General features: G+C 51.6%; 26 protein-coding genes and 3 pseudogenes. 16 read left to right on the top strand and 13 right to left on the bottom strand.

The genetic code is table 11. The annotated features are described in order from the left end of the window. Positions 1-4: 4 nt before the first annotated feature. Genes yggU through HV350_RS04270 form a run of 3 tightly spaced genes read right to left on the bottom strand, consistent with a single transcriptional unit; the run spans position 5 to position 1,581 of the window. Positions 5-295 carry a DUF167 family protein YggU gene (gene yggU, locus HV350_RS04260; protein ID WP_005123286.1) on the bottom strand — a complete coding sequence of 97 codons (291 nt, stop codon included), beginning with the start codon at positions 293-295 and terminating at the stop codon, positions 5-7. After that, entirely contained in the window at positions 292-858 is a 567-nt protein-coding gene (locus HV350_RS04265) for a YggT family protein (RefSeq protein ID WP_016154401.1), read from the bottom strand. The genes yggU and HV350_RS04265 overlap by 4 nt, the downstream gene beginning before the upstream one ends. Positions 859-876: 18 nt before the next feature. Then, positions 877-1,581 carry a YggS family pyridoxal phosphate-dependent enzyme gene (locus HV350_RS04270; RefSeq protein WP_094168639.1) on the bottom strand — a complete coding sequence of 235 codons (705 nt, stop codon included), beginning with the start codon at positions 1,579-1,581 and terminating at the stop codon, positions 877-879. Between HV350_RS04270 and HV350_RS04275 the strand changes: the two are divergent. Beyond that, positions 1,554-1,718 (top strand): annotated as a pseudogene (locus HV350_RS04275) (type IV pili twitching motility protein PilT); the annotation flags it as partial. The gene HV350_RS04270 and the pseudogene HV350_RS04275 overlap by 28 nt on opposite strands. Before the next feature lie 524 nt (positions 1,719-2,242). Continuing rightward, a complete protein-coding gene (locus HV350_RS04280; RefSeq protein ID WP_181629863.1) occupies positions 2,243-2,662 on the top strand; it encodes a DUF3828 domain-containing protein in 420 nt (139 codons plus the stop codon). A 5-nt stretch (positions 2,663-2,667) separates the two neighbouring features. Here HV350_RS04280 and HV350_RS04285 read toward each other — a convergent pair. Beyond that, positions 2,668-2,838 (bottom strand): annotated as a pseudogene (locus tag HV350_RS04285) (YggS family pyridoxal phosphate enzyme); the annotation flags it as partial. A 17-nt stretch (positions 2,839-2,855) separates the two neighbouring features. Between HV350_RS04285 and HV350_RS04290 the strand changes: the two are divergent. Then, positions 2,856-3,836: pseudogene (locus HV350_RS04290) on the top strand (type IV pilus twitching motility protein PilT). On the opposite strand, the gene ruvX reads toward HV350_RS04290, so the two are convergent. The 7 genes from ruvX to galP form a co-directional block, all read right to left on the bottom strand. Continuing rightward, on the bottom strand, positions 3,833-4,249 hold the full coding sequence (gene ruvX, locus HV350_RS04295; RefSeq protein WP_003825428.1) for a Holliday junction resolvase RuvX: 417 nt from the start codon (positions 4,247-4,249) through the stop codon (positions 3,833-3,835). The pseudogene HV350_RS04290 and the gene ruvX overlap by 4 nt on opposite strands. Beyond that, positions 4,249-4,812: a YqgE/AlgH family protein gene (locus tag HV350_RS04300; protein ID WP_016154395.1), complete on the bottom strand. Its 564-nt coding sequence runs from the start codon at positions 4,810-4,812 to the stop codon at positions 4,249-4,251. The genes ruvX and HV350_RS04300 overlap by 1 nt, the downstream gene beginning before the upstream one ends. A gap of 176 nt (positions 4,813-4,988) precedes the next feature. Continuing rightward, entirely contained in the window at positions 4,989-5,936 is a 948-nt protein-coding gene (gshB, locus tag HV350_RS04305) for a glutathione synthase (protein ID WP_181629865.1), read from the bottom strand. Positions 5,937-5,948: 12 nt separating this feature from the next. Beyond that, positions 5,949-6,680: a 16S rRNA (uracil(1498)-N(3))-methyltransferase gene (gene rsmE / locus HV350_RS04310; protein ID WP_016154393.1), complete on the bottom strand. Its 732-nt coding sequence runs from the start codon at positions 6,678-6,680 to the stop codon at positions 5,949-5,951. Between the two features lie 75 nt (positions 6,681-6,755). After that, positions 6,756-7,463 carry a deoxyribonuclease I gene (gene endA / locus HV350_RS04315; protein ID WP_101700211.1) on the bottom strand — a complete coding sequence of 236 codons (708 nt, stop codon included), beginning with the start codon at positions 7,461-7,463 and terminating at the stop codon, positions 6,756-6,758. Positions 7,464-7,557: 94 nt separating this feature from the next. Continuing rightward, a complete protein-coding gene (locus tag HV350_RS04320; protein WP_103928579.1) occupies positions 7,558-8,055 on the bottom strand; it encodes a SprT family zinc-dependent metalloprotease in 498 nt (165 codons plus the stop codon). Positions 8,056-8,132: 77 nt separating this feature from the next. Continuing rightward, entirely contained in the window at positions 8,133-9,527 is a 1,395-nt protein-coding gene (gene galP, locus HV350_RS04325; RefSeq protein ID WP_016154390.1) for a galactose/proton symporter, read from the bottom strand. Between the two features lie 123 nt (positions 9,528-9,650). Between galP and HV350_RS04330 the strand changes: the two genes are divergently transcribed. Next, positions 9,651-10,682 carry an IS630-like element ISEc33 family transposase gene (locus HV350_RS04330; protein WP_046092923.1) on the top strand — a complete coding sequence of 344 codons (1,032 nt, stop codon included), beginning with the start codon at positions 9,651-9,653 and terminating at the stop codon, positions 10,680-10,682. A gap of 398 nt (positions 10,683-11,080) precedes the next feature. On the opposite strand, the gene metK is transcribed toward HV350_RS04330, so the two are convergent. Continuing rightward, positions 11,081-12,235 carry a methionine adenosyltransferase gene (metK, locus tag HV350_RS04335; RefSeq protein ID WP_003027071.1) on the bottom strand — a complete coding sequence of 385 codons (1,155 nt, stop codon included), beginning with the start codon at positions 12,233-12,235 and terminating at the stop codon, positions 11,081-11,083. A 539-nt stretch (positions 12,236-12,774) separates the two neighbouring features. On the opposite strand from metK, the gene HV350_RS26810 reads away from it, so the two are divergent. The 4 genes from HV350_RS26810 to speB all read left to right on the top strand — a co-directional run bounded on the left by HV350_RS26810 (position 12,775) and on the right by speB (position 16,183). Beyond that, positions 12,775-12,912, top strand: a complete 138-nt coding sequence (locus HV350_RS26810; RefSeq protein WP_269149342.1) for a hypothetical protein — start codon at positions 12,775-12,777, stop codon at positions 12,910-12,912. A 91-nt stretch (positions 12,913-13,003) separates the two neighbouring features. After that, positions 13,004-13,135, top strand: coding sequence for an acid stress response protein YqgB (gene yqgB, locus HV350_RS04350; RefSeq protein ID WP_049041971.1), 132 nt, complete (start codon positions 13,004-13,006; stop codon positions 13,133-13,135). Positions 13,136-13,143: 8 nt separating this feature from the next. Beyond that, complete coding sequence (speA, locus tag HV350_RS04355; protein ID WP_016154389.1) at positions 13,144-15,120, top strand: biosynthetic arginine decarboxylase; 1,977 nt, start codon at positions 13,144-13,146, stop codon at positions 15,118-15,120. Positions 15,121-15,262: 142 nt separating this feature from the next. After that, entirely contained in the window at positions 15,263-16,183 is a 921-nt protein-coding gene (speB, locus tag HV350_RS04360; RefSeq protein WP_181629869.1) for an agmatinase, read from the top strand. A 111-nt stretch (positions 16,184-16,294) separates the two neighbouring features. Here the strand turns inward: speB and HV350_RS04365 are convergent, their stop codons facing one another. Next, positions 16,295-17,053: a M48 family metallopeptidase gene (locus HV350_RS04365; protein ID WP_016154387.1), complete on the bottom strand. Its 759-nt coding sequence runs from the start codon at positions 17,051-17,053 to the stop codon at positions 16,295-16,297. Positions 17,054-17,332: 279 nt separating this feature from the next. On the opposite strand from HV350_RS04365, the gene tkt reads away from it, so the two are divergent. From tkt to HV350_RS04405, 8 genes are all read left to right on the top strand, one after another. Further along, positions 17,333-19,324 carry a transketolase gene (gene tkt, locus HV350_RS04370; RefSeq protein WP_016154386.1) on the top strand — a complete coding sequence of 664 codons (1,992 nt, stop codon included), beginning with the start codon at positions 17,333-17,335 and terminating at the stop codon, positions 19,322-19,324. A gap of 316 nt (positions 19,325-19,640) precedes the next feature. Next, positions 19,641-20,084 (top strand): PTS mannitol transporter subunit IIA, encoded by a 444-nt coding sequence (cmtB, locus tag HV350_RS04375; protein WP_016157436.1) that lies wholly within the window; start codon positions 19,641-19,643, stop codon positions 20,082-20,084. 27 nt (positions 20,085-20,111) lie between these two features. Then, positions 20,112-21,491, top strand: coding sequence for a PTS mannitol transporter subunit IICB (locus tag HV350_RS04380; RefSeq protein WP_016157435.1), 1,380 nt, complete (start codon positions 20,112-20,114; stop codon positions 21,489-21,491). 100 nt (positions 21,492-21,591) lie between these two features. Beyond that, positions 21,592-22,623 (top strand): IS630-like element ISEc33 family transposase, encoded by a 1,032-nt coding sequence (locus HV350_RS04385; RefSeq protein WP_046092923.1) that lies wholly within the window; start codon positions 21,592-21,594, stop codon positions 22,621-22,623. 47 nt (positions 22,624-22,670) lie between these two features. Continuing rightward, positions 22,671-23,948: a zinc-binding dehydrogenase gene (locus tag HV350_RS04390; protein ID WP_181629870.1), complete on the top strand. Its 1,278-nt coding sequence runs from the start codon at positions 22,671-22,673 to the stop codon at positions 23,946-23,948. Next, positions 23,945-24,916, top strand: coding sequence for a class II fructose-bisphosphatase (glpX, locus tag HV350_RS04395; RefSeq protein WP_131346837.1), 972 nt, complete (start codon positions 23,945-23,947; stop codon positions 24,914-24,916). Before HV350_RS04390 ends, glpX begins: the two co-directional genes overlap by 4 nt. Before the next feature lie 15 nt (positions 24,917-24,931). Next, the gene (locus tag HV350_RS04400) at positions 24,932-25,441 is read left to right on the top strand and encodes an MltR family transcriptional regulator (RefSeq protein ID WP_016154381.1); all 510 of its coding nucleotides are present in this window, start codon (positions 24,932-24,934) and stop codon (positions 25,439-25,441) included. Continuing rightward, entirely contained in the window at positions 25,438-26,148 is a 711-nt protein-coding gene (locus HV350_RS04405) for a nucleoside/nucleotide kinase family protein (protein WP_181629872.1), read from the top strand. Before HV350_RS04400 ends, HV350_RS04405 begins: the two co-directional genes overlap by 4 nt. Positions 26,149-26,214 lie beyond the last annotated feature (66 nt).

Consider the following 26,214-nt stretch of genomic DNA (forward strand, 5'->3'; position numbering starts at 1 on the left):
ATACCTAATCAGTTAGTGCCGCAATTTCGGGCGGGATCTGTTGCGGATGAATGATTTTAACCTGTTTGTGACGACCAAGCTCGCCCTTCTCAATGACGACCTGGCTTTTTGCCACACGGAACTGTTTGCCGAGAAACTTCACCAGATGGCTATTGGCTTGCCCATCAACCGGTGGGGCGGTAATGGCGACTTTTAGCTCGTCGCCATGTAAACCTACAATACTGTCACGGCTGGCTTTAGGCTGAATGTAGAGCCGTAAAACCAGACCGTCATCGCAGGGGGTAACGGCACTCATAGCGCCATCCACAGCCCCGGCAGCAGCATGTTACCTGTCGCCTGTAACACTTCTGCGATGCCCATGTTAATGACATACAGCAGCAGAACCAGGATCATTGGCGAGAAATCGATCCCGCCCATGCCTGGAAGTAAGCGACGAATAGGACGCAGCAGCGGATCCGCCAGTTGAATCAGCACGTACTCCACAGGGCTGCGGCCCTGGCTGACCCAGCTCATAATCGCCATTACCAGCAGAACCCAGAAAATCAGCAGTCCGATGGTCTTCAGGACAATCAGCACGGCGGCGATCCAGATGATCGGCTGGAACGTAACCACCTTAAACAGCACGATGGCCTTGATAAAGCTCAGAACGAGCGCAACTAATGCCGATGCGCTGTCAATTGGCCCCATCGGCGGAATGATACGGCGTAACGGCCCGATAATGGGCTGAGTGATTTTCACAATAAACTGCGAGAACGGGTTGTAGAAATCGCAGCGAGACCATTGCATCCACACGCGCAGCAGCAGCGCCATGGTATACAGCTCAATTACCGTTGAGAGCAGGAAGGTCAACGTATTCATGGTGTTCCTTAGTTTTCCTTATTTTTTAGTGTAATCACGAGCACCAAAAATGGCAGTGCCGATGCGCACCATCGTGCTACCCGCCGCAATGGCGGCATCCATATCATCAGACATCCCCAGTGAGAGCGTGTCGATACTTGGGTAACGTGTTTTCAACCCGGCAAATGCTACCGCCATTTGCTGTGCAACTTCAAACTGCCTTACATAATCTGACTCTGGCGCCGGAATCGCCATCAGACCACGCAGGGTAATGCGTGGCAACGCGGCGACTTCAGCGGCCAGTGCATCAAGCTCTGCAAGCGGAATACCTGACTTACTGTTCTCATCGCTGATATTAATCTGAATCAACACATTGAGCGGCGGCAGCTCCGCCGGGCGCTGTTCGCTCAGACGGGCAGCGATACGCAGACGATCAATCGTATGGCACCAGTCAAAATGTTCAGCGACCAGACGACTTTTGTTCGACTGCAGCGGGCCGATAAAGTGCCACTGCAGATCGTTAACGCCGTTTTCCTGAAAGTAGCGGATCTTATCCACCCCTTCCTGAACATAGTTTTCACCGAAGGCACGCTGCCCTGCGGTCATGGCTTCTTCGATGGCGCTCGCAGGTTTGGTTTTGCTGACTGCAAGCAACATAACTTCTTCTGAAGACCGCCCGCAACGCGTCGCGGCGGCTGAGATTTTGTCCCGGACATGTGCCAGGTTATGCGCGATATCGTTCATTTTCCGAGGATGTTCATATGAATATGGAAGAAATAGTGGCCCTTAGTGTAAAGCATAACGTGTCGGATCTACACCTGTGCAATGCATGGCCTGCGCGCTGGCGCATAGGTGGAAAAGTCGAAATAGCACCATTTACTACGCATGGTAAGGCTGCAGATAGGCTGAGTATAAAAATGTGAGTCTGTAGGAGGACGTAAACAGATTTAACTGACAGAATTTTCAATTCGTTTTATTCAGCTCCAGTTTGCGCCAGCGTAAATATTCTAGAGATTATAAAATCTGGGATGATATTTATTTCTAATAAAGCAAAAAAATTAAATAATTGGTAAGGTAAATATTATAACCTCATTTGTTATTAAGCAGTGATACACATCGGAAATAAATTTTACGGGCGTATTTGTGATTTCAATAAATAGAGTCGGAAGCATTTAATGTTCAAGGTGATGGTTCGCTTTGTGATATTTCATACTCTTCGTTTATAAATGAAATTTTGCAAATGTGGAATAAAGAAGCCGCTATAAATTTTGTTAGGAATAATGCTCATGCGCACGCTACAGGTTATTGTGCCAGGGCAGTAACAGCAGCAATCGAACATGGAGGCGTATCCCGGACCTGGTTATCGTAAAAATCAGCCCTCGTATAAACTCTATAGGCATAACTGATGAAACGATTGATATTATTTGCTTTTCTATTCTCATCGTTTGCTATGGCAGGAATAATACCTGCTGATACTCAGGCATTAAAATTCAATGCCTGGTATATCAAGCAGATTTCTCATAATATCATCCCAGTTGCAGATGATCCGACGGCATTAGAGCCTTATGTTATTATTGATACATTGAATAAATTAAAGCAAGCTTATAGAAGCAATGAGCTTGAAGAGGATTATTTTCTAAAAGTTCAGGATTTTGCAGATGAAGACTGGAGTAAGCATATTAGTATTGATCTAATTATAGCTGATCCTATTTGTACCAATGTCTATTTGACATTTGGAACAGGTGAGTCATCTCAAAAAGTTATTGACTGCATGGTAGAAGAAAAAGGTGTATGGAAAATCAAGAGCGTGACTACTCGCTATTAGTCGTTGTTTTCACCAATTGAAAATAATCCAGCGACGATGGCTTCTTCGATGGCGCTCGCAGGTTTGGTTTTGCTAACTGCAAGCAACATAACTTCTTCTGAAGACCGCCCGCAACGCGTCGCGGCGGCTGAGATTTTGTCCCGGACATGTGCCAGGTTATGCGCGATATCGTTCATTTTCCGAGGATGTTCATATGAATATGGAAGAAATAGTGGCCCTTAGTGTAAAGCATAACGTGTCGGATCTACACCTGTGCAATGCATGGCCTGCGCGCTGGCGCATACGTGGAAAAGTCGAAATAGCACCATTTACTCCCCCTGACGTGGAGAATCTGCTGATGTGCTGGCTCAGTGAGCAACAACAGGTACAGTGGCGGGAACAGGGGCAGATTGATTTTGCCCTTACGTTGGCTGACTCCCGGCGTCTACGCGCCAGCGCATTTGCTCATCAGCAGGGCACCTCGCTGGCGCTAAGATTGCTACCGCTTGAATGTCCTCGTTTAGACGATCTTCAGACCCCGGAGGCCATACCTGAACTGCTGCACGGTGAAAATGGATTAGTTCTGGTCACTGGAGCCACCGGCAGCGGTAAATCAACCACCCTGGCGGCGATGGTGGAGTACCTTAATCAACATATTGCGGGGCATATTCTGACTCTGGAAGATCCGATTGAATATCGCTACACCAGCCAGCGTTGTCTTATTCAGCAGCGGGAGGTGGGCGTACACTGCGCTTCTTTTGCTGCCGGTTTGCGCGGCGCGTTACGCGAAGATCCCGACGTCATATTGCTGGGCGAGCTGCGCGACGTGGAAACTATTCGTTTGGCCTTAACGGCAGCGGAGACCGGGCATCTGGTGTTGGCAACCTTACATACGCGAGGGGCGGCGCAGGCCATCGCGCGGCTGGTGGACACCTTTCCCGCTCAGGAGAAAGATCCGGTGCGTAACCAACTGGCAGACAGCCTGCGGGCGGTACTTTCGCAAAAGTTGGAGGAAGATAAGCAGGGAGGACGCGTGGCGCTATTCGAACTGCTCGTCAACACTCCCGCCGTGGGCAATTTGATCCGCGAAGGGAAAACGCATCAGCTACCCGGTGTGATTCAAACCGGGTAGCAGACAGGGATGCAGACGTTTGCACAAAGTCAGCAGCAGCGCCAGGCGCAGGGGCGACTTTAGTAGCCCTGCTCGAAATAGCTTTCAAGGATAATAACGGCAGAAGCGGAATCTACTTTGCCTTTATTCAACGCCCGGTATCCGCCTTGCTCAAACAGGCCTGAGCGGGCTTCGACGGTGCTCAAACGTTCATCGTGCAGCGTTACGGTTACGCCAAAGCGACCGTGAATGCGGTTAGCGAATTTGCGTGCGCGCGCAGTAAGGGGTTGTTCAGTGCCATCCATGTTGAGCGGCAGGCCGACAATGATTTCGTCCGGCTGCCACTCTTTTAGCAGGCGTTCAATCAAACTCCAGTCTGGCGTACCGTCCTGTGCTTTGATGGCGGGCAAGGGTCTCGCCGTACCGGTAATGCGTTGACCAACCGCGACGCCGATACTTTTCGTACCAAAATCAAAAGAGAGTAATGTTCCGCTCATCAGGCGTGTCCCGCCACGCCAGGCATGGTCTGAATATCAATCCCGATAAGCTTCGCCGCATCGCGCCAGCGGTCGGCAATCGGCGTTTTAAATAAGATGTTGAGGTCTGCGGGAGCAGTGAGCCAGGCGTTATCCAGTAGCTCTTGTTCCAGTTGACCTTTTTCCCATGATGAATAGCCCAGCGCAACCAGCACTTCGGATGGCTGCTCCTGCGTACCCAGGGTTTCAAGTACATCGCGGGAGGTCGTGATGATAGTGTTATCTGAAATGCGAATACTGGAGGCAAAGCGTGACGGCGGGGTGTGTAGAATAAATCCACGGTCTTCCGCCAGCGGGCCGCCGAGCATCACCGGTTTGTCCAGACGAATGGCAGGATCGCGTGCTTCTGGAGTAATCTTCAGCTTTTCCAGAATCCCTTCAATTTGTAAGTTTTCCAGAGGCTTATTGACGATAATCCCCATTGCTCCGTTCTCATTGTGTTCACAGATATACACCACGGAACGGCGGAAAATCGGATCCTGGAGAGCAGGCATGGCAATTAGAAAGTGATGCTGTAAATTCATTGTCAGAGGTTCTGTTTCCTGGTTCAAAAAAGCAACAGAGCCCAGTATGTGGGCAAAGCGCGAAGATGTCACCCTCTGAAGATAGCTTTGCCGGATGGCGGCTTCGCCTTATCCGGCCTACGGGGTGCGAATGTAGGCCGGATAAGACGCGAAGGCATCGCCATCCGGCAACTTATTTATTTCTGCAAACGTGCCTCGATGGCGTCCATCAGCATACCGGTAATCGAAACCGGGAACTCCGCTTCAATTTCACGAATACAGGTTGGGCTGGTGACGTTAATTTCCGTCAGACGGTCGCCAATGATATCCAGACCGACAAAAATCAAACCTTTTGCTTTCAGCGTTGGCCCAATGCGACGTGCAATTTCCCAGTCGCTGTCGGTTAATGGACGCGGCTCGCCACGACCGCCGGCTGCCAGGTTGCCACGGGTTTCGCCGCCTTGTGGAATACGCGCCAGGCAGTACGGAACGGGTTCGCCATCGACCACCAGCACGCGTTTATCACCGTCATTAATTGCCGGCAGATAGTTCTGCGCCATGCAATAACGGGTACCGTGCTCGGTCAGTGTTTCGGCAATGACGCCAAGGTTCGGATCGCCTTCCTTGACGCGGAAAATAGATGCGCCGCCCATGCCGTCCAGCGGTTTGAGAATGATGTCGCTGTGTTTTTGCCAGAAGGCTTTCAGCTGCGCTTTGTTACGCGTGACCAGCGTTTCCGGTGTCAGGTCGGCAAACCATGCAGTGAACAGCTTCTCGTTACAATCGCGCAGGCTCTGCGGTTTGTTGACGATTAGCGTCCCTTTCTCCTCTGCACGTTCCAGAATATAGGTTGCATAGATGAACTCGGTATCAAAAGGCGGATCCTTACGCATCAGAATGACGTCCAGATCTGCCAGTGGGAGATCCTGCTCGCTTTTGAACTCATACCATTTGTCGTAGTTCTGCTCTACGCTCAGGGTACGCGTACGGGCGCGGGCTTCACCGTTGATCAGATAGAGATCGGCCATTTCCATATAATGAATTTCGTAACCGCGACGTTGCGCTTCCAGCAGCATAGCGAAGCTGGAATCTTTCTTGATGTTGATGCTTGCGATGGGATCCATCACGATGCCGAGCTTGATCATTGTTCTTCTCCGTTAGCCCAGATCGCCAAAACGCACCTGTAGCGCGGTGATGGCGGTGAGCGCAGTTGTCTCAGTACGCAGAACGCGAGGTCCTAACAGAATATCAGTAAACTGATACCGTGCGGTCATGGCAATTTCATCTGCCGACAGCCCACCTTCGGGGCCAATCAGCAAGCGGATGCGTTCCACCGGGAGCGGCAGCGTATTGATGCTGGCGCTGGCGCGGGGATGCAGGTTCAGTTTCAGACCTTCATCCTGTTCGGCGCACCACGCTTCCAGATCCATCGCCGGGCGAATTTCAGGCACCCGATTACGACCGCACTGTTCGCAGGCGGCAATGGCGATTTTCTGCCACTGCTGGAGCTTCTTGTTCAGGCGTTCGCTGTCCAGTTTAACGCCGCAGCGCTCAGAAAAAAGTGGCGTAATGAGGCTTACACCCAGTTCAATCGATTTTTGGATAGTAAATTCCATTTTTTCACCCCGCGACATCACCTGGCCCAGGTGGATGTGCAGCGGCGATTCTCGATCGTCGAGTTCAGCGTTAAGCACCTTCACGTCCACGCTTTTCTTACTGGCGTGGGTGATTTCGGCGTCGAATACCTGATTGCTGCCATCAAACAGCTGTAGCGCCTGACCTGGCCCCATACGCAGTACGCGGCCGATATGGTTGGCTGCATCTTCACACAGTGAAATTTGGCTGCCGGAAGTGAGTGGCTCAGGGTGATAAATGCGAGGAATGCGCATAGTTAAACATCCGCGTCATGGCCCTGGGCTGCAAAAGGCCAGGGCATGGTTAAAAAATATTGCTGCTAGTGTAGGTTAGCTCTTTTGCGCCTGGCAAGCGCGTTGCACATAGGGGTTATGGTTCCCCTGTACCTTCGCAATGCGTTCGTCGCGCTCACACTCCCAATCAGTGACCGGATACTGCTTATTCCAGGCATTAAAAAGCTGAGTTTGCTGGCGGGAGAGCGTCAGGTTGTATTGGTCGCGCATGTAAAAATAGGTACGCGCGATGGCGCCACGGGCGCGGGCTGGCGGCTCGGCAACTTTCTCTTTGAAGTCAACCTTCATGGAGCATTGTCCATATTGGCCTTCACCACCGTTCCACTGGCTGTACATAAAGTTTGCGCGATCGCCATTGACCTCACCCACCGCGGGCTGCAGGTTATGCATATCGCTTTCCATTTTGCGATAGACCGGATCTTTAGCGCAGTTTTTACGCCCTCCGTCCTGCCAGCACTGGCGCTGATGACCAAATTGCCAGGCGGGGACAACGTGTTCCCATTCAATTCGACTGGCGCGGTTTTCATTTTTTCGCACTTTATAGCCGCAGGATTCGAGGTCAACGACCCCTTTTTTTCCTTGCCAATTAATTTTACATCCGCAATAGAAATCGCCTGGCGCATCGGCGTTAACTTTAACGCCCGCTGCTTTTGCCTGAGAAAAACTGTTGATGCCTTCGGCTAAAACCGAGCCTGAAAACGCAGCGGCTAACAGGGCCGCAGCAAAAGAAAGATTACGGTACATCACGAACTCCGTGTCAAAACGAGCCCGCAACGTAGCGAAAGTCATTCCTGTATGCAATCAGTTAGATCAGAAAAGTTCCTGATAATTCTGAAGATTATTCTGCAACCAGCGGTTGACCGCAGTGAACGCAGCGGTAGGTGGCTTCGCCGCGTACAACGCGGTTATGTCGGCGGACGGTCAGTTGGTGCTCCTGACACTTACAGCGGTATGTAAAGGTCTTACGCTGCACGGATTGCAGCTCAAACTGATGCGTGCGCCGGGCCGGTACGCCCAGCACGCTCTCCATCATCCATTTCCACTCTTTCCCGTGCGGCGGTACGCGGCCAAAGTGTTTCCACACCAGTAGATGCGCCAGTTCATGGGGCACCACTTCGTTAACGAACGCGTCAACATTCTCCATCAGCAAAACTGGATTAAGACGAATTTCGTAGGTTTGTAGCCACGCGGTACCCGCGGCGGTTCCGCGCTGTTGGTAAACCAGCTTTGGTTCCGGGTATTGGCGTTCGAGCTTGAGATTGGCCTGAGCGAGTTTTTCCCGCAGGCTGCGCATAGCGGCTTGCTGGATGGCGATCGGGAGACGGGAGGTTTTCATAACGCCAGAGGATAGTGCGACAGGGAAGGGACTGCAAGAGGAAGGCTCCCTCCCGCTTGGGAGGAAGCCTAACGTGATTAGTCGTGTGCGCCAATTTCGCGCAGTTTACGACCTTTCATCAGGTTACGTTCAATGTGTTCCAGAGAGACGTTTTTAGTTTCAGGGATCAGCCACAGGGTCAGGAAGATGAACAGTACGTTCAGGCCACCGTAGACCCAGAAGGTGTTGGCGCTGCCCAGCGAGTTCAGCATCGTCAGGAAGGTTGCGCCGACAATCATGTTGGCAATCCAGTTAGTTGCGGTAGAGCAGGTGATGCCGAAATCGCGACCTTTCAGCGGCTGGATTTCAGAGCACAGTACCCAAATCAGCGGACCGGCGCTCATCGCAAAGCCAACGATAAACATTAGCAGCATCAGCACAGCGAAGTATTGTGCGGCTGGCGAGTGAATACCCACGTGCATCATTGTACCCAGCACGCCCATACCGACGGCCATGACGATAAAGCCGAGGATCAGCGTAGGTTTACGGCCCCAGCGGTCAACCAGGCCAATGGCGATAAAGGTTGCCAGCACGTTGGTCAGACCGACAATAACGGTCCCCCACATCTGTTCGGTGGTGTTGGTGTAACCCGCCAGCTCAAAGATTTTTGGCGCGTAATACATAATGACGTTCATCCCGGTGAACTGCTGCATCACCTGTAGCAGGACGCCAAGGAAAACCGCGCGGCGGAAGTTGCTGTTTTCTTTAAACAGCGCCCAGCCGCTCTGCTTCACTTGCAGGCTTTCACGAATTTCATCCAGCTCGCGTTTGGCTTCAGCGCTGGTGTCACGCAGACGCAACAGAACGCGTTCGGCATCGACAAAACGACGTTTAGCCGCAAACCAACGCGGGCTGTCCGGCAGGAAGATGACGCCAACCAGCAGTAACAGGGCAGGGATGATGATCACGCCCAGCATCCAGCGCCATGCGCCGCTGTAGCTAAACGCCGTATCGGAAAGATACGCACCTAAAATACCGATGGTGATCATTAACTGATACATAGAAATCATGCTGCCGCGAATTTTTTCCGGGGCGATTTCGGACAAGTACAACGGTGCGGTATAAGACGCAACGCCGACTGCCAGGCCGAGCAGCACGCGGGAAACCAGCAGCACTTCAACGTTTGGCGCTGCGGCGGAGAACAGCGAACCGGCAACAAACAGGATTGCGCCGATCATCAGGCTTTTTTTACGTCCCAACTTGAAGGAGAGCCAACCACTGCCGACGGCGCCCACTGCCGCACCAAACATCATGGAACTCACCACCCATTCCTGAGTGTGTGGGGTAATTTGGAACTCGTCGGTGATGAATGGTAAAGCACCGGCAATAACACCGATATCCAGGCCAAAAAGTAATCCAGCCAGGGCTGCCAGGAAGCAGACAAAAAATGTCATGGCTTTGTTGGAATGCCCCGTTTTTTTATTGTCAGGCATGATGCCCTCCGTTGGGTAGCTAAATAGCTGCGCGGAATAGTAGATCACTGAAAGGGAACTCAGCCCGGATTGTGCGATCTGATCAATCGCCAAACCAACCAAAACCACCAACCGGACTGAGCGATGCCGATCATAGCACCAATACCCCGTGGCGAACGACGCCTGATGCAGAAAGCTATTCATAAAACGCGCGATAAAAATCATGCCCGCAGACTCACGGCCATGCTGATGCTTCATCGGGGTGAACGGGTCAGCGATGTTGCCAGAACTCTCTGTTGTGCCCGTTCATCCGTTGGTCGCTGGATTAACTGGTTTACGCACTCAGGTATTGAAGGCCTGAAATCCTTACCCGCAGGGCGCTCCCGACGCTGGCCTTTTGAACATATCTGCACCCTGTTACGTGAGCTGATAAAGCATTCTCCCGGCGATTTTGGTTATCAACGTTCACGCTGGAGCACCGAATTACTGGCAATAAAAATCAATGAGATAACCGGTTGCCAGTTACATGCAGGAACCGTTCGCCGCTGGTTGCCATCTGCGGGGCTTGTATGGCGCAGGGCCGCGCCAACTCTGCGTATCCGTGACCCACATAAAGATGAAAAGATGGCGGTAATCCACAAAGCGCTGGATGAATGCAGCGCAGAGCATCCGGTATTTTATGAAGATGAAGTGGATATCCACCTTAATCCTAAAATCGGTGCGGACTGGCAGTTGCGCGGACAGCAGAAACGGGTAGTGACGCCGGGGCAGAACGAAAAATACTATCTGGCCGGCGCACTGCACAGTGGCACGGGTAAAGTCAGCTACGTGGGCGGCAACAGCAAAAGTTCAGCGCTGTTTATCGCTCTGCTGAAGCACCTGAAAGCCACTTACCGGCGGGCGAAAACAATCACGCTGATCGTTGATAACTACATTATCCATAAAAGCCGCGAAACACAGCGCTGGTTGAAAGCAAATCCCAAGTTCAGGGTAATTTACCAGCCGGTTTACTCGCCGTGGGTGAATCATGTGGAACGGCTATGGCAGGCACTTCATGACACGATAACCCGTAATCATCAGTGCCGCTCAATGTGGCAGTTACTGAAAAAGGTCCGCCATTTTATGGAAACCGCCAGCCCATTCCCCGGAGGAAAACATGGTCAGGCAAAAGTGTAGCGGTATTAGGCGCAGCTATTTAGTTTTGTTGATGTTAAGGGTAGGTGAGTACGGGGTAAAAAAATGCGAATCACATCACATTAGTGTAATCGGTTACACTGGCATTCATGTGGGTTATTGTTTAATGAGTTGAAAGTTAACATTATTTATTATTATAGAATAAAGTTGATTGGCTGATTTTAAGACAATGCTGAAATATGATGTAACAGTGATGCAATGCTGGTAACGAAGAGATGTGAATTCAAGGTGGATAGAAATATCGTGCTATGTAATCGCTTTCATTTGTTATTGAAGCAAATGAAATTAGCGTGGTTATAGCGATGGGGGATGGGAGAGCAAATGACATAAAAAAAGACCAGCACGAGGCTGGTCTTCATAAGCATTGAGCCGTCGGGGAATTACTTCAGACCGGCAGCTTCACGCAGCAGGGCGGCTTTGTCGGTTTTTTCCCATGGGAAATGTTCGCGACCAAAGTGACCGTAAGCGGCGGTTTCTTTGTAAATCGGGTGCAGCAGATCCAGCATCTGAATCAGGCCATACGGGCGCAGGTCGAAGAACTCACGCACCAGCAGGGTCAGCTGTTCTGAAGGCACTTTTTCAGTACCGAACGTTTCCACCATGATAGAGGTCGGTTCAGCCACGCCGATTGCGTAGGAAACCTGAATCTCACAACGGTCAGCCAGGCCAGCGGCAACGATGTTTTTCGCTACGTAGCGGGCTGCATAAGCTGCGGAACGGTCAACTTTAGACGGATCCTTACCAGAGAATGCGCCGCCGCCGTGACGGGCCATGCCGCCGTAGGTATCAACGATGATTTTACGACCCGTCAGACCGCAGTCACCCATTGGACCACCGATAACGAAACGACCGGTTGGGTTGATGAAGAACTTGGTTGAAGCTGTCAGCCATTCAGTCGGCAGTACCGGCTTGATGATCTCTTCCATAACGGCTTCTTGCAGCGATTTCTGATCGATATCTTCAGAGTGCTGAGTCGACAGAACAACCGCATCAATACCGACGATTTTACCGTCGTCATACTGGAAGGTTACCTGGCTTTTTGCATCCGGGCGCAGCCAGGATAAGGTGCCGTTTTTACGCACTTCAGCCTGACGCTGCACCAGACGGTGAGCATAGGTAATCGGGGCTGGCATCAGCACGTCGGTTTCGTTGGTTGCATAACCAAACATCAGACCCTGGTCGCCTGCGCCCTGTTCCAGCGGATCCGCGCGGTCAACACCCTGGTTGATGTCCGGAGACTGTTTACCAATCGCGCTCAGTACCGCACAAGAGTTGGCATCAAAGCCCATGTCGGAATGCACATAGCCAATTTCGCGAACCGTGTTACGGGTGATCTCTTCGATATCAACCCATGCGCTGGTGGTGATCTCACCGCCAACTAAAACCATGCCGGTTTTGACGTAGGTTTCGCAGGCAACGCGTGCTTTCGGATCCTGCTCCAGGATTGCATCCAGCACGGCATCAGAGATTTGGTCAGCGATTTTGTCAGGATGCCCTTCTGATACGGACTCGGACGTAAAAAGGTGTTTTGCCATATTTAATTTCACCTAAGGAGAATGTAGTTAGCTCAAACTGTCGAGTGGAATAGCCATGTGTAGAAGATTCTACCATGAGTCTGCAGATGACGGACACTGGCAGTCTGAGTGTTAATCGGTATAGATGGATTAACATCTGGACGGCTATTTTAAGTCGGTTCTGCGCCTGATTTCCAGCTTTTTTTGATTGAGCTCGCATTGTATTGAAAATGTAACTGGAAATTTTTCCTGACGGTGCTGGCAATGCGCGTATTTATCTTTTGCTTTTTCGTACTGTTGTCGGTATAAAACGCGGCGCGCGGCTCATATCCGTCATACTTCAAGTTGCATGTGCGTTGGCAATACTCGGCCCAGTCACTTACTCCTGTAAGCGCCCGGGGATTCACTGCGTTGCCGCCTTCCCGCAACTCGATTTATTGAGGATAGACAAAAAAGCACACGACGTTTTCATCGTGTTGCCACTTCCAGCCGGGTTAAAACTTTAGCTTTGGCTTGTGGGTTCGTTCCGTCAGGAGCAACCGTGGAGGTGATACGAGATAATGAACCGTTGTATTCTGCTGAATCTATCGCACCGTTCTGGTGTACATATGTCCCCCGCAATCTGCATCTTGCATACCTGCCGATGTTATACCCATCTCGGCGCTTCTCAGGACTCCAGGGCCGGCAACGGTCACTAAGAACTGAACAAGGGCGCTCTTGGTAAACAAGAGTTTTCTCGTGGTTTCGCCGAACCGTCAGCATTAAGTTCGGTTACGTGTTTACATTGATATGAAAAAGAAACCGGTCGCACAGTCGGAGCGTCAGCACTATCTGCTGGAAATTCTGCCTGTATTTGGGTTGTTATCGCGTCTTCGGATTGCGATAGTAGTCAACTGTTTTACACTTGTTAATAAAATTTGAGGTTCGCTATGTCTGACGACATTTCTTTGGGTTCGCCTTCGTCAGCAGGCGAACACGGTGTACTACGCTCCATGCAGGAGGTTGCAATGAGTTCCCAGGAAGCCAGCAAGATGCTGCGTACTTACAATATTGCCTGGTGGGGTAATAACTACTATGACGTCAATGAACTGGGCCACATCAGCGTGTGCCCGGATCCCGACGTACCAGAAGCGCGCGTTGACCTTGCTGAGTTGGTGAAAGCCCGTGAAGCGCAGGGCCAGCGTTTGCCTGCATTGTTCTGCTTCCCGCAGATCCTGCAACACCGTCTGCGTTCGATTAACGCCGCGTTTAAGCGCGCCCGTGAGTCTTACGGCTACAACGGTGACTATTTCCTCGTTTACCCGATCAAGGTTAACCAGCACCGTCGCGTGATTGAATCGCTGATCCACTCTGGCGAACCGCTGGGGCTGGAAGCCGGTTCTAAAGCTGAACTGATGGCCGTTCTGGCTCATGCCGGAATGACCCGCAGCGTGATCGTGTGTAACGGCTATAAAGACCGCGAATACATACGCCTGGCGCTAATTGGCGAGAAGATGGGCCATAAGATCTATCTGGTCATCGAGAAGATGTCTGAAATCGCTATCGTGCTGGATGAAGCTGAACGACTGAATGTTGTTCCGCGTCTGGGCGTGCGTGCGCGTCTGGCGTCGCAAGGGTCCGGCAAATGGCAGTCCTCCGGCGGAGAGAAATCGAAATTCGGCCTGGCGGCAAACCAGGTGCTGCAACTGGTAGAAATGCTGCGCGAGCGCGGTCGTCTGGACAGTATTCAGTTGCTGCACTTCCACCTCGGCTCACAGATGGCGAACATTCGTGATATTGCCACCGGCGTACGTGAGTCGGCGCGTTTCTACGTTGAGCTGCACAAGCTTGGCGTAAATATCCAGTGCTTCGACGTGGGCGGTGGCCTGGGCGTGGACTACGAAGGTACCCGTTCGCAGTCTGACTGCTCCGTAAACTACGGCCTGAACGAATACGCGAACAACATCATCTGGGCCATTGGCGACGCCTGTGAAGAGCACGGTCTGCCGCACCCGACGGTAATTACCGAATCCGGTCGCGCTGTTACCGCGCATCATACCGTGCTGGTGTCTAACATTATCGGCGTTGAGCGTAGCGAGCATACCGAAGCAACGCCTCCGGCTGACGATGCGCCGCGTGCCCTGCAAAGCATGTGGGAAACCTGGCAAGAGATGCATGAGCCGGGAACCCGTCGTTCGCTGCGTGAATGGCTGCACGACAGCCAGATGGATCTGCACGATATTCACGTTGGGTACTCTTCAGGCACCTTTAGCCTGCAGGAACGCGCGTGGGCAGAACAGCTCTATCTGAACATGTGTCACGATGTGCAAAAACAACTCGACCCGAGCAACCGCGCGCACCGTCCGATTATCGACGAGTTGCAGGAGCGTATGGCGGATAAGATTTACGTCAACTTCTCGCTGTTCCAGTCGATGCCGGATGCGTGGGGGATCGATCAGCTGTTCCCGGTGATGCCGCTGGAAGGGCTGAACAAGGCTCCTGAGCGCCGTGCGGTGCTGCTGGATATCACCTGTGACTCTGATGGCGCTATCGACCACTATGTTGATGGTGACGGCATTGCGACCACCATGCCGATGCCGGAATACGACCCGGAGAACCCGCCGATGCTGGGCTTCTTTATGGTGGGTGCGTACCAGGAGATCCTTGGTAACATGCACAACCTGTTCGGTGATACCGAAGCGGTTGACGTGTTCGTCTTCCCTGACGGCAGCGTGGAAGTTGAGCTGTCTGACGAAGGGGATACCGTGGCGGATATGCTGCAATACGTGCAGTTGGATCCGAACACCCTGCTAACTCAGTTCCGTGACCAGGTGAAAAACACCGATCTGGATACCGAGTTGCAGCAGCAGTTCCTCGAAGAGTTTGAGGCAGGTCTGTACGGATATACCTATCTCGAAGACGAGTAATGCTGTTGGGGTTCGCTTGAACCTGAGCAAATTAACGGCGATAATTCGCCTATACAAGTAGTCACGTAAATCAATCCCTTCCTCGTCGGGCTTAACGACGCGGAGGGGATTTTTTTTCACCGATTTTAAAAGAGGTCAGTACATGAGCACCTTAGGTCATCAATACGACAACTCCCTGGTTTCTAACGCCTTTGGTTTTTTGCGTCTGCCGATGAACTTCATGCCGTACGACAGCGACGCCGACTGGGTGATCACCGGCGTACCGTTTGATATGGCAACGTCTGGCCGCGCGGGCGGTCGTCATGGTCCGGCTGCGATCCGTCAGGTTTCCACTAACCTGGCGTGGGAACACAATCGCTTCCCGTGGGACTTCGATATGCGCGAGCGCCTGAACGTGGTGGACTGCGGCGATCTGGTTTATGCGTTCGGTGATGCCCGTGAAATGAGTGAAAAACTGCAGGCGCATGCTGAGCAGTTGCTTTCTGCCGGTAAGCGCATGCTCTCTTTCGGCGGTGACCACTTCGTCACGCTGCCGCTCCTGCGCGCGCACGCTAAACACTTTGGTAAAATGGCGCTGGTACACTTTGATGCCCACACCGACACCTACGCTAACGGCTGTGAATTCGACCACGGTACCATGTTCTACACTGCGCCGAACGAAGGTCTGATCGATCCGAATCACTCTGTGCAGATCGGTATTCGTACCGAGTTCGACAAAGATAACGGCTTTACCGTGCTGGATGCTTGCCAGGTGAACGATCGCGGCGTAGATGACATCATCGCCCAGGTTAAGCAGATTGTTGGTGATATGCCGGTGTATCTGACCTTTGATATCGACTGCCTCGATCCGGCGTTTGCTCCAGGAACCGGTACGCCCGTGATCGGCGGTCTGACTTCCGATCGCGCGATCAAGCTGGTACGTGGTCTGAAAGATCTGAATATCGTCGGGATGGATGTGGTGGAAGTGGCTCCGGCCTACGATCAGTCAGAGATCACCGCGCTGGCGGCGGCTACGCTGGCACTGGAAATGCTGTATATCCAGGCGGCGAAGAAAGGCGAATAACGGGTTTCGGACTATTTTGCCGGATGTCGCTGACGCTAGTCCGGCCTACATTATTGCTGAATTTGTAGGCCGGATAAGGCGTTCACGCCGCCATCCAGCACTGTTCGAGGATTATTTTATCCCGTCTGCGCTCATGCGATCGCGAATGTGTTGCGCACGTTCTGCAGATGCCGGGTGATCGTCAAACATTGAGCTTTGGCGTCCTGCTTCCAGTTTAGCCAGTTTCTCAAAGCTGGTGGCCAGGCCTGCCGGATTGATCCCACGTTTGCGCAACAAATCATACGAGTAATCATCCGCTTCGGATTCCTGACGCTGGGAGAACTGCGAGTTCACCAGTTTCTCGCCAAGATCGCCCAATTGCGACTGCGACAGGCTGCCGACAATGCCGCCAGCGGAAGCCGCTGCTGCACGTACGGCGTTAGTGCCCAGCGCGACCTGCATGCCTTTTTTCACGTGACCCAGCGCGACGTGGCCCATTTCGTGGCCGATCACCGCTTCGACTTCGTTATCGGTCATCATATCCATCAGGCCGCTGTACACGCGGATACAACCGTTCGCCATGGCAAAGGCATTCACATCTTTCGCCATATAGACTTTGTAGTTCACCGGCTGGCCGTTAATGTTGTCGCCAAGCGCGGCGGCGATTTTGCCAAGACGCGTTGCGTACTCGCTGCTTGCAGGGGCGATAGTAGCCTTGCTGTCCATATCTTTACAGGCCTGATCGCTCAGCGCTTTTACCTGAGTATCGCTCAGACTATAGGCCTGAAAAGCCTCTGCGCCAGAAGAAAGCAGTCCGTTTGAGTCCATGTTCTGGCAGCCGGTCAATGCCGCCGCCATGCTCGTAGCAAGCAGTAAAGCGCGAATTTTCATTTTTTCTCTTCCGCACAAAGTCAGGATTTTTCTAAATAATGCGTCGTTTGCAGGTAAACCGACGCTCGGCCTTAGTATAAAGAAAAGAACATTCAGCGGGCGAGAAGATTGCGCAACTTGCGCGTATGATCCAGAGATTTCTGAAGCGGTAAAAGGATGCTCCATGTACATGACACGCGGCTTGGGTTACATTGTTGGCACTTTTTTCCGGCGTAGCCCAAAACGCGCTGTCGTCAAGTCGTTAAGGGCTCAGCCTTCATTATCCGATCTGGAGTCAAAATGTCCTCACGTAAAGAGCTTGCCAATGCTATTCGTGCGCTGAGCATGGACGCAGTACAGAAAGCCAAATCCGGTCACCCGGGTGCCCCGATGGGTATGGCTGACATTGCCGAAGTCCTGTGGCGTGATTTCCTGAACCACAACCCGACTAACCCGTCCTGGGCTGACCGTGACCGCTTCGTGCTGTCCAACGGTCACGGCTCCATGCTGATTTACAGCCTGCTGCACCTCACCGGCTACGATCTGCCGATGTCCGAGCTGCAGAACTTCCGTCAGCTGCATTCCAAAACGCCGGGTCACCCGGAAGTGGGTTACACCGCGGGTGTTGAAACCACTACCGGTCCTCTGGGTCAGGGCATTGCGAATGCTGTGGGTATGGCTATCGCCGAAAAAACGCTGGCGGCGCAGTTTAACCGTCCTGGTCACGACATCGTTGACCACTTCACCTATGCTTTCATGGGCGACGGCTGCATGATGGAAGGTATCTCTCACGAGGTATGTTCCCTGGCCGGTACGCTGAAGCTGGGTAAACTGGTAGCGTTCTACGATGACAACGGCATCTCTATCGATGGCCACGTTGAAGGCTGGTTCACCGATGACACCGCTAAGCGTTTCGAAGCTTACGGCTGGCACGTGGTTCGTGGCGTTGATGGTCACGATGCTGACGCGATTAAGCGCGCAGTTGAAGAAGCTCGCGCTGTGACCGACAAACCGTCCCTGCTGATGTGCAAAACCATCATCGGTTTCGGTTCCCCGAATAAAGCTGGTACCCACGACTCTCACGGCGCACCGCTGGGTGATGCAGAAATCGCACTGACCCGCGAACAGCTGGGCTGGAAATACGCGCCGTTTGAAATTCCGTCTGAAATCTACGCGCAGTGGGATGCGAAAGAAGCAGGCCAGGCAAAAGAAGCTGCATGGAACGAGAAGTTCGCTGCTTATGCGAAAGCCTTCCCGCAGGAAGCTGCTGAATTCACCCGTCGTATGAAAGGTGAAATGCCGTCTGACTTCGACGCAAAAGCGAACGAGTTCATCGCTAAGCTGCAGGCTAACCCGGCGAAAATCGCCAGCCGTAAAGCGTCTCAGAACGCGATTGAAGCTTTTGGTCCTCTGCTGCCTGAATTCCTCGGCGGCTCCGCTGACCTGGCACCAAGTAACCTGACTCTGTGGTCTGGTTCTAAAGCTATCAACGAAGATACTGCCGGTAACTACATCCATTACGGTGTACGTGAATTCGGTATGACCGCTATCGCTAACGGTATCTCCCTGCACGGTGGCTTCCTGCCGTACACCTCCACCTTCCTGATGTTTGTGGAATATGCCCGTAACGCGGTGCGTATGGCTGCGCTGATGAAACAGCGTCAGGTGATGGTCTATACCCACGACTCCATCGGTCTGGGCGAAGATGGCCCGACTCACCAGCCGGTAGAGCAGGTAGCTTCGCTGCGTGTGACCCCGAACATGAGCACCTGGCGTCCGTGTGACCAGGTTGAATCTGCCGTTGCATGGAAATACGGTGTAGAGCGTCAGGACGGTCCGACTGCGCTGATCCTCTCCCGCCAGAACCTGGCACAGCAGGAACGTACCGAAGAGCAGCTGGCGAACATCGCGCGCGGTGGTTACGTGCTGAAAGATTGCGCCGGTCAGCCGGAACTGATCTTCATCGCGACCGGTTCTGAAGTTGAGCTGGCTGTGGCTGCCTGGGACAAACTGACCGCTGAAGGCGTTAAAGCGCGCGTGGTTTCCATGCCGTCTACCGACGCGTTCGACAAACAGGATGCCGCTTATCGCGAGTCCGTACTGCCGAAAGCTGTTTCCGCACGTGTTGCAGTGGAAGCGGGTATCGCAGACTACTGGTTCAAATACGTGGGCCTGAACGGCGCTATCGTTGGTATGACTACCTTTGGTGAGTCTGCACCGGCTGAGCTGCTGTTTGAAGAGTTTGGCTTCACTGTAGACAACGTTGTCGCGAAAGCAAAAGAACTGCTGTAATTTTGATTACAGGTGAAAACGGGTCGCTTATGCGGCCCGTTTTTTTAAAGTAAGTAAATTTATTTGGTCGTGCGCAATCCGAAAATGTAGATTTGCATCACAAATATGATATTTAGTGATGTTTTATATTTGCAACTTGAATCACATTATTGCTGTTGATTTTTATATTTCTTTTCTCAGTTTATTGTTTTTAAAGGCATCACCAAAAAACATTCTGCGCTGTATGTAGTTTTCTCCTCGATTGATTTCATTTCGCCGTGCGCGTATTTTATTTTTAACGCTAACTCGTACCCTAAAAATAAAATAAGGAAAATGTATGCGGCTGATTGATTACTTTCCCGAATCATCTATCTCAATAAAAAATTCAGCAAAGAACTGGCAGGAGGCAATTGACTTTTCTATGTCATCCTTACTTGCCAATCATTATGTCAATTCAGATTATATTCAGGCCATTAAAGACTCAACGATTAACAATGGTCCTTATTATATTTTAGCGCCAGGCGTCGCCATGCCGCACGCTCGACCGGAGTGTGGCGCGTTAAAAACCGGTATGTCATTAACGCTTCTCAAACAGGAAGTGAAATTTGCCGAAGACGATGAAGGCATTAGATTATTAATCGGATTGTCGGCGGCTAATGCTGATTCACACATTGGCGCTATTCAGGCCTTAAGCGAATTATTATGTGAAGAGGAAGCACTAACCGCTTTGTTAGCGGCTAAATCAGAAAAACAATTGGCGGATATTATCGCTCAAGCATAATTAACGGTTTCCTTTCAGGACATTATTATGGAAAACAAGTCTGCTCGTGCCAAAGTCCAGGCTTTTGGTGGGTTTTTGACTGCAATGGTCATTCCCAACATCGGCGCATTTATTGCCTGGGGTTTTATTACCGCATTATTTATTCCTACTGGTTGGATGCCGAATGAGCATTTCGCCAAAATTGTCGGTCCGATGATTACCTATTTACTGCCCGTCATGATTGGCTCCACAGGGGGACATCTGGTTGGCGGGAAACGCGGTGCGGTAATGGGGGGCATTGGTTCTATTGGCGTTATTGTGGGCGCGGATATCCCGATGTTCCTTGGCGCGATGGTAATGGGGCCGCTTGGCGGTTGGGTGATTAAGCATATCGACCGTCTGCTGGAAAAACGCATTCCTGCAGGCTTCGAGATGGTTATCAATAATTTCTCTCTTGGTATTGCGGGAATGCTCTTATGCTTGCTGGGATTTGAAGTTATCGGCCCGGCGGTTCTCATTGCCAATAATTTTGTGAAGGAGTGTATTGAAGCGTTGGTTCATGCGGGCTATCTGCCGTTGCTATCCGTAATCAATGAGCCGGCAAAAATACTCTTTCTGAACAATGCCATCGATCAGGGGGTGTATTATCCGCTGGGTATGCAGCAAGCTTCTGAAACGGGAAAATCGATTTTCTTCATGGTGGCATCCAACCCAGGGCCGGGATTAGGTTTGTTACTCGGCTTTGCTATCTTTGGCAAAGGGATGAGTAAAAAGTCTGCGCCAGGCGCCATGATTATCCACTTCCTCGGTGGTATTCATGAGCTGTATTTCCCGTATGTGCTGATGAAGCCTCTGACCCTGATCGCGATGATTGCCGGGGGAATGACCGGGACGTGGGTATTCCACCTGCTGGACGGTGGGTTAGTTGCGGGGCCAAGCCCAGGATCCATATTCGCCTATCTGGCATTAACGCCGAAAGGTTCTTTCCTCGCGACCATTGCAGGAGTCACCGCGGGAACCGTTGTTACTTTTGTTATTACCTCTGTCATCCTGAAAATGGAAAAGAACGTTGAAACAGAAAGTGAAGATGACTTTGCTGAATCAGCCAGAGCCGTCAAAGCGATGAAGCAGGAAGGGAAATTCTCTTATAAAAACATTAAACGTGTCGCTTTTGTCTGTGATGCAGGAATGGGTTCCAGTGCTATGGGGGCAACCACGTTTCGTAAGCGTCTGGAGAAAGCGGGATTGAATATTACTGTGACGCATTATGCTATCGAAAACGTTCCGCAAGATGCCGATATTATTGTCACCCATGCCAGTCTTGAAGGTCGTGTTAAACGTGTAAGTGAAAAGCCATTAGTGCTGATTAAGAACTATATTGGTGACCCATTGTTGGATGATTTATTTAAACGCATTACTGCGAACTAAATAGATGCGCGGAATAGTAGATCACTGAAAGGGAACTCAGCCCGGATTGTGCGATCTGATCAATCGCCAAACCAACCAAAACCACCAACCGGACTGAGCGATGCCGATCATAGCACCAATACCCCGTGGCGAACGACGCCTGATGCAGAAAGCTATTCATAAAACGCGCGATAAAAATCATGCCCGCAGACTCACGGCCATGCTGATGCTTCATCGGGGTGAACGGGTCAGCGATGTTGCCAGAACTCTCTGTTGTGCTCGTTCATCCGTTGGTCGCTGGATTAACTGGTTTACGCACTCAGGTATTGAAGGCCTGAAATCCTTACCCGCAGGGCGCTCCCGACGCTGGCCTTTTGAACATATCTGCACCCTGTTACGTGAGCTGATAAAGCATTCTCCCGGCGATTTTGGTTATCAACGTTCACGCTGGAGCACCGAATTACTGGCAATAAAAATCAATGAGATAACCGGTTGCCAGTTACATGCAGGAACCGTTCGCCGCTGGTTGCCATCTGCGGGGCTTGTATGGCGCAGGGCCGCGCCAACTCTGCGTATCCGTGACCCACATAAAGATGAAAAGATGGCGGTAATCCACAAAGCGCTGGATGAATGCAGCGCAGAGCATCCGGTATTTTATGAAGATGAAGTGGATATCCACCTTAATCCTAAAATCGGTGCGGACTGGCAGTTGCGCGGACAGCAGAAACGGGTAGTGACGCCGGGGCAGAACGAAAAATACTATCTGGCCGGCGCACTGCACAGTGGCACGGGTAAAGTCAGCTACGTGGGCGGCAACAGCAAAAGTTCAGCGCTGTTTATCGCTCTGCTGAAGCACCTGAAAGCCACTTACCGGCGGGCGAAAACAATCACGCTGATCGTTGATAACTACATTATCCATAAAAGCCGCGAAACACAGCGCTGGTTGAAAGCAAATCCCAAGTTCAGGGTAATTTACCAGCCGGTTTACTCGCCGTGGGTGAATCATGTGGAACGGCTATGGCAGGCACTTCATGACACGATAACCCGTAATCATCAGTGCCGCTCAATGTGGCAGTTACTGAAAAAGGTCCGCCATTTTATGGAAACCGCCAGCCCATTCCCCGGAGGAAAACATGGTCAGGCAAAAGTGTAGCGGTATTAGGCGCAGCTATTTAGCCTTCTTCTATTTTTGGAGTGAATATGAAAACGAAAGTTGCTGCCATATATGGCAAGCAGGATATTCGTATCCGCGAATTTGAACTGCCTGCAATTACAGATAATGAATTGTTAGTAAGCGTAATATCCGATAGCGTTTGTTTGTCCACCTGGAAAGCAGCAGCATTGGGGAGCGATCATAAACGCGTACCGGACGATCTGGAAAATCATCCGGTTATTACCGGACATGAATGTGCAGGTATCATTGTTGAGGTGGGGAAAAACCTGACGGATAAATATAAGAAAGGTCAGCGTTTTGTGTTGCAACCCGCGATGGGATTGCCAAGTGGATATTCAGCGGGATACAGCTACGAATATTTTGGCGGCAATGCGACATATATGATTATCCCGGAAGTGGCGATTAACCTGGGATGCGTTTTGCCTTACCACGGCTCTTATTTTGCCGCCGCCTCATTGGCAGAACCGATGTGCTGCATTATTGGCGCGTATAACGCGAATTTTCATACCACGCCTTACGTTTATGAGCATCGCATGGGGATTAAGCCAGGGGGGAACATTGCGCTTCTGGCCTGCGCCGGGCCGATGGGTATTGGTGCAATAGATTATGCCATTAACGGAAATATTCAGCCGTCACGCGTGGTGGTGGTCGACATTGGCGAAGCACGACTGGCGCAGGCTAAAAAACTGTTGCCCGTTGAGCTGGCGGCAGAAAAGGGGATTGAGCTCATCTATGTGAATACTACTGGCATGGATTCTCCGACAGCGATGCTGCGAGCGTTAACTCATGACGCAGGTTTTGATGATGTCTTTGTGTATGCGGCAGTGCCTGCAGTTGTTGAGATGGCTGATGATTTACTCGCGGAAGATGGTTGCCTGAATTTTTTTGCCGGTCCTACGGACAGTAACTTCAAAGTGCCGTTTAATTTTTATAACGTGCACTACAACAGCACTCACGTTGTCGGGACATCCGGTGGTTCAACGGATGATATGAAAGAGGCTATTGCGCTCAGTGCAACTGGCCAACTGCAACCGTCGTTTATGGTGACGCACATTGGCGGCCTTGATGCAGTTCCGGAAACTGTATTGAATTTACCGGCGATCCCCGGCGGTAAGAAGCTGATATATAACGGCGTTACCATGCCACTAACCGCCATTGCTGATTTTGCCGAGAAAGGGAAAACTGACCCATTATTCAAAGAACTGGCGCTACTGGTGGAGGAGACGCACGGTATCTGGAATGAAAAGGCAGAAAAATACCTTTTGGCACACTTTGGCGTTGATATCGGGGAGGCGGCGATATGATGTCGCTGGCATGGCCGCTATTTCGTATCACGGAGCAGGCTGCACTGGCAGCCTGGCCGCAAACCGGGTGCGGCGATAAAAACAAGATTGATGGTCTGGCTGTGACGGCAATGCGGGAAGCATTGAACAGTATTGCCATTCGCGGACGCATCGTTATTGGCGAAGGGGAGATTGATCAAGCCCCGATGCTGTGGATTGGTGAGGAAGTGGGAACCGGCAGCGGACCTGAGGTAGATATCGCCGTTGATCCTATCGAAGGAACCCGAATGGTGGCTATGGGGCAAAGCAATGCGCTGGCCGTCATGGCGTTTGCCCCTCGCGGTAGTTTGTTACACGCCCCTGATATGTACATGAAAAAACTGGTTGTTAATCGGTTTGCGAAAGGGGCGATTAATCTGGCGCTGCCGTTGGCAGATAATTTGCGTAATGTGGCAGAGGCATTGGGTAAACCGCTGGAGCGACTGCGGATGGTGACGCTGGATAAACCGCGCCTTCAACCAGCGATTGCCGAGGCGACACGGCTTGGCGTCAAGGTCTTTGCTCTGCCCGATGGTGACGTGGCCGCCAGCGTGCTGGCCTGTATGCAGGAGAATCCTTATGATCTGATGTATACCATTGGCGGCGCGCCTGAAGGGGTTATTTCAGCCTGTGCGGTTAAAGCGCTGGGGGGCGATATGCAGGCTGAACTGATTGATTTTTGTGAAGCGAAAGGAAATAACGCAGATAATCGTCTGATTGCGGCACAGGAACATCAGCGCTGCGCGGAAATGGGCGTTGAGATCAACCGGATCTACGCGTTGGACGAACTGGTAGGGGGAAATAAGATCCTCTTTAGCGCGACAGGGGTCACGGGCGGAGATCTTGTGAAAGGGATCCAACAGGTTGCGAATGGTGTGCGCACGCAAACTTTACTGATCGGCGGCGCGGATCGAACGTGTAATATAATAGACTCTCTGCATTCATGGTGATTTATCGAGAAACGAATGACGACGCTGACAGAAGACGATGTGCTTGAGCAACTGGATGCTCAAAATAATTTACTCTCGTTTATGACGACGGCACATAACATTTTGCTCCAGGGCATTAAGCGCTTTCTACCGTCGCTGTTCGTTAATAACGATGAAGAGATCGTGGAATATGCAGTGAAGCCGTTACTCGCCCAGAGTGGACCGCTTGACGATATCGACGTTGCGTTACGTCTGATTTATGCGTTGGGAAAAATGGATAAATGGCTTTATGCCGACATCACCCATTTCTCTCAGTTTTATCAGTATCTGAATGAGCAGGATAATATCCCCGGTTTTGCCGATGACATTACCTGGGATTTTGTCAGCAACGTGAACAGTATCACCCGCAACGCAACGCTCTACGGTGCGCTGGAGTCGATGAAATTTGCCGACTTTGCTGCATGGTCCGAAGTGCGCTTTAGCGCAATGGTCAAGACGGCAATGACGCTGGCAGTGACGGCGATTTTAAAGGAATTAACGCCGTGAAAATCAAACTAACGGTGAATGGGCTACAGGTTGAAGCACATTACCGTGATGATGAGATAGAGAACGTCCACAAACCGTTATTACAACAGCTGGCAAAAATACATGCCACTCACCCGCAGCGACGAACGATCGTTTTTCTCAGCGCACCGCCTGGTACGGGTAAATCGACGCTGACCACCTTCTGGGAATATCTCTCCCGTCAGGATCCTGACCTGCCGGAGATCCAGACGCTGCCGATGGATGGCTTCCATCACTACAACACCTGGCTGGATGCTCATAACCTGCGAGCATACAAAGGTGCGCCGGAAACCTTTGATGTGGATAAGCTTGCACAGAATCTACGTCTGATAAGGGAAGGGGAGGGCACCTGGCCACAGTACGACCGGCAAAAACACGATCCGGTAGAAGCGGCCATAACAGTGACCGCGCCGATTGTGATTGTGGAAGGTAACTGGTTATTACGCGATGATGAAAGGTGGCGGGCGTTAGCTGAGTTTTGTGATTACTCGCTGTTTATTCGTGCTCCTGCCAACGCGCTCCGTACACGACTGGTAGGCCGTAAACTGGCGGGCGGACTATCACAAGCTGACGCTGAGGCGTTTTATGAGCGTACCGACGGACCGAATGTTCGTCGGGTACTGGAAGCGAGTCTGCCTGGTGACCTGACGCTGGAGATGCTGGAATCTGGTGAATATCGGATTGCGTGAAGGCCAATTATTCCTGTTAAGCCGTAATGATTATTACGGTTTACTGGAATAATTTCCCCCGGTCTC

Origin of the sequence: Citrobacter sp. RHBSTW-01013 (assembly GCF_013781985.1) — a bacterium.
Classification (GTDB): domain Bacteria; phylum Pseudomonadota; class Gammaproteobacteria; order Enterobacterales; family Enterobacteriaceae; genus Citrobacter; species Citrobacter braakii.

Excerpts from the sequence above, each read along its gene's own strand:
- yggU (WP_005123286.1), bottom strand. The coding sequence starts at position 295 with ATGAGTGCCGTTACCCCCTGCGATGACGGTCTGGTTTTACGGCTCTAC.
- HV350_RS04265 (WP_016154401.1), bottom strand. The coding sequence starts at position 858 with ATGAATACGTTGACCTTCCTGCTCTCAACGGTAATTGAGCTGTATACC.
- HV350_RS04270 (WP_094168639.1), bottom strand. The coding sequence starts at position 1,581 with ATGAACGATATCGCGCATAACCTGGCACATGTCCGGGACAAAATCTCA.
- HV350_RS04280 (WP_181629863.1), top strand. The coding sequence starts at position 2,243 with ATGAAACGATTGATATTATTTGCTTTTCTATTCTCATCGTTTGCTATG.
- ruvX (WP_003825428.1), bottom strand. The coding sequence starts at position 4,249 with ATGAGCGGAACATTACTCTCTTTTGATTTTGGTACGAAAAGTATCGGC.
- HV350_RS04300 (WP_016154395.1), bottom strand. The coding sequence starts at position 4,812 with ATGAATTTACAGCATCACTTTCTAATTGCCATGCCTGCTCTCCAGGAT.
- gshB (WP_181629865.1), bottom strand. The coding sequence starts at position 5,936 with ATGATCAAGCTCGGCATCGTGATGGATCCCATCGCAAGCATCAACATC.
- rsmE (WP_016154393.1), bottom strand. The coding sequence starts at position 6,680 with ATGCGCATTCCTCGCATTTATCACCCTGAGCCACTCACTTCCGGCAGC.
- endA (WP_101700211.1), bottom strand. The coding sequence starts at position 7,463 with ATGTACCGTAATCTTTCTTTTGCTGCGGCCCTGTTAGCCGCTGCGTTT.
- HV350_RS04320 (WP_103928579.1), bottom strand. The coding sequence starts at position 8,055 with ATGAAAACCTCCCGTCTCCCGATCGCCATCCAGCAAGCCGCTATGCGC.
- galP (WP_016154390.1), bottom strand. The coding sequence starts at position 9,527 with ATGCCTGACAATAAAAAAACGGGGCATTCCAACAAAGCCATGACATTT.
- HV350_RS04330 (WP_046092923.1), top strand. The coding sequence starts at position 9,651 with ATGCCGATCATAGCACCAATACCCCGTGGCGAACGACGCCTGATGCAG.
- metK (WP_003027071.1), bottom strand. The coding sequence starts at position 12,235 with ATGGCAAAACACCTTTTTACGTCCGAGTCCGTATCAGAAGGGCATCCT.
- HV350_RS26810 (WP_269149342.1), top strand. The coding sequence starts at position 12,775 with ATGAACCGTTGTATTCTGCTGAATCTATCGCACCGTTCTGGTGTACAT.
- yqgB (WP_049041971.1), top strand. The coding sequence starts at position 13,004 with ATGAAAAAGAAACCGGTCGCACAGTCGGAGCGTCAGCACTATCTGCTG.
- speA (WP_016154389.1), top strand. The coding sequence starts at position 13,144 with ATGTCTGACGACATTTCTTTGGGTTCGCCTTCGTCAGCAGGCGAACAC.
- speB (WP_181629869.1), top strand. The coding sequence starts at position 15,263 with ATGAGCACCTTAGGTCATCAATACGACAACTCCCTGGTTTCTAACGCC.
- HV350_RS04365 (WP_016154387.1), bottom strand. The coding sequence starts at position 17,053 with ATGAAAATTCGCGCTTTACTGCTTGCTACGAGCATGGCGGCGGCATTG.
- tkt (WP_016154386.1), top strand. The coding sequence starts at position 17,333 with ATGTCCTCACGTAAAGAGCTTGCCAATGCTATTCGTGCGCTGAGCATG.
- cmtB (WP_016157436.1), top strand. The coding sequence starts at position 19,641 with ATGCGGCTGATTGATTACTTTCCCGAATCATCTATCTCAATAAAAAAT.
- HV350_RS04380 (WP_016157435.1), top strand. The coding sequence starts at position 20,112 with ATGGAAAACAAGTCTGCTCGTGCCAAAGTCCAGGCTTTTGGTGGGTTT.
- HV350_RS04385 (WP_046092923.1), top strand. The coding sequence starts at position 21,592 with ATGCCGATCATAGCACCAATACCCCGTGGCGAACGACGCCTGATGCAG.
- HV350_RS04390 (WP_181629870.1), top strand. The coding sequence starts at position 22,671 with ATGAAAACGAAAGTTGCTGCCATATATGGCAAGCAGGATATTCGTATC.
- glpX (WP_131346837.1), top strand. The coding sequence starts at position 23,945 with ATGATGTCGCTGGCATGGCCGCTATTTCGTATCACGGAGCAGGCTGCA.
- HV350_RS04400 (WP_016154381.1), top strand. The coding sequence starts at position 24,932 with ATGACGACGCTGACAGAAGACGATGTGCTTGAGCAACTGGATGCTCAA.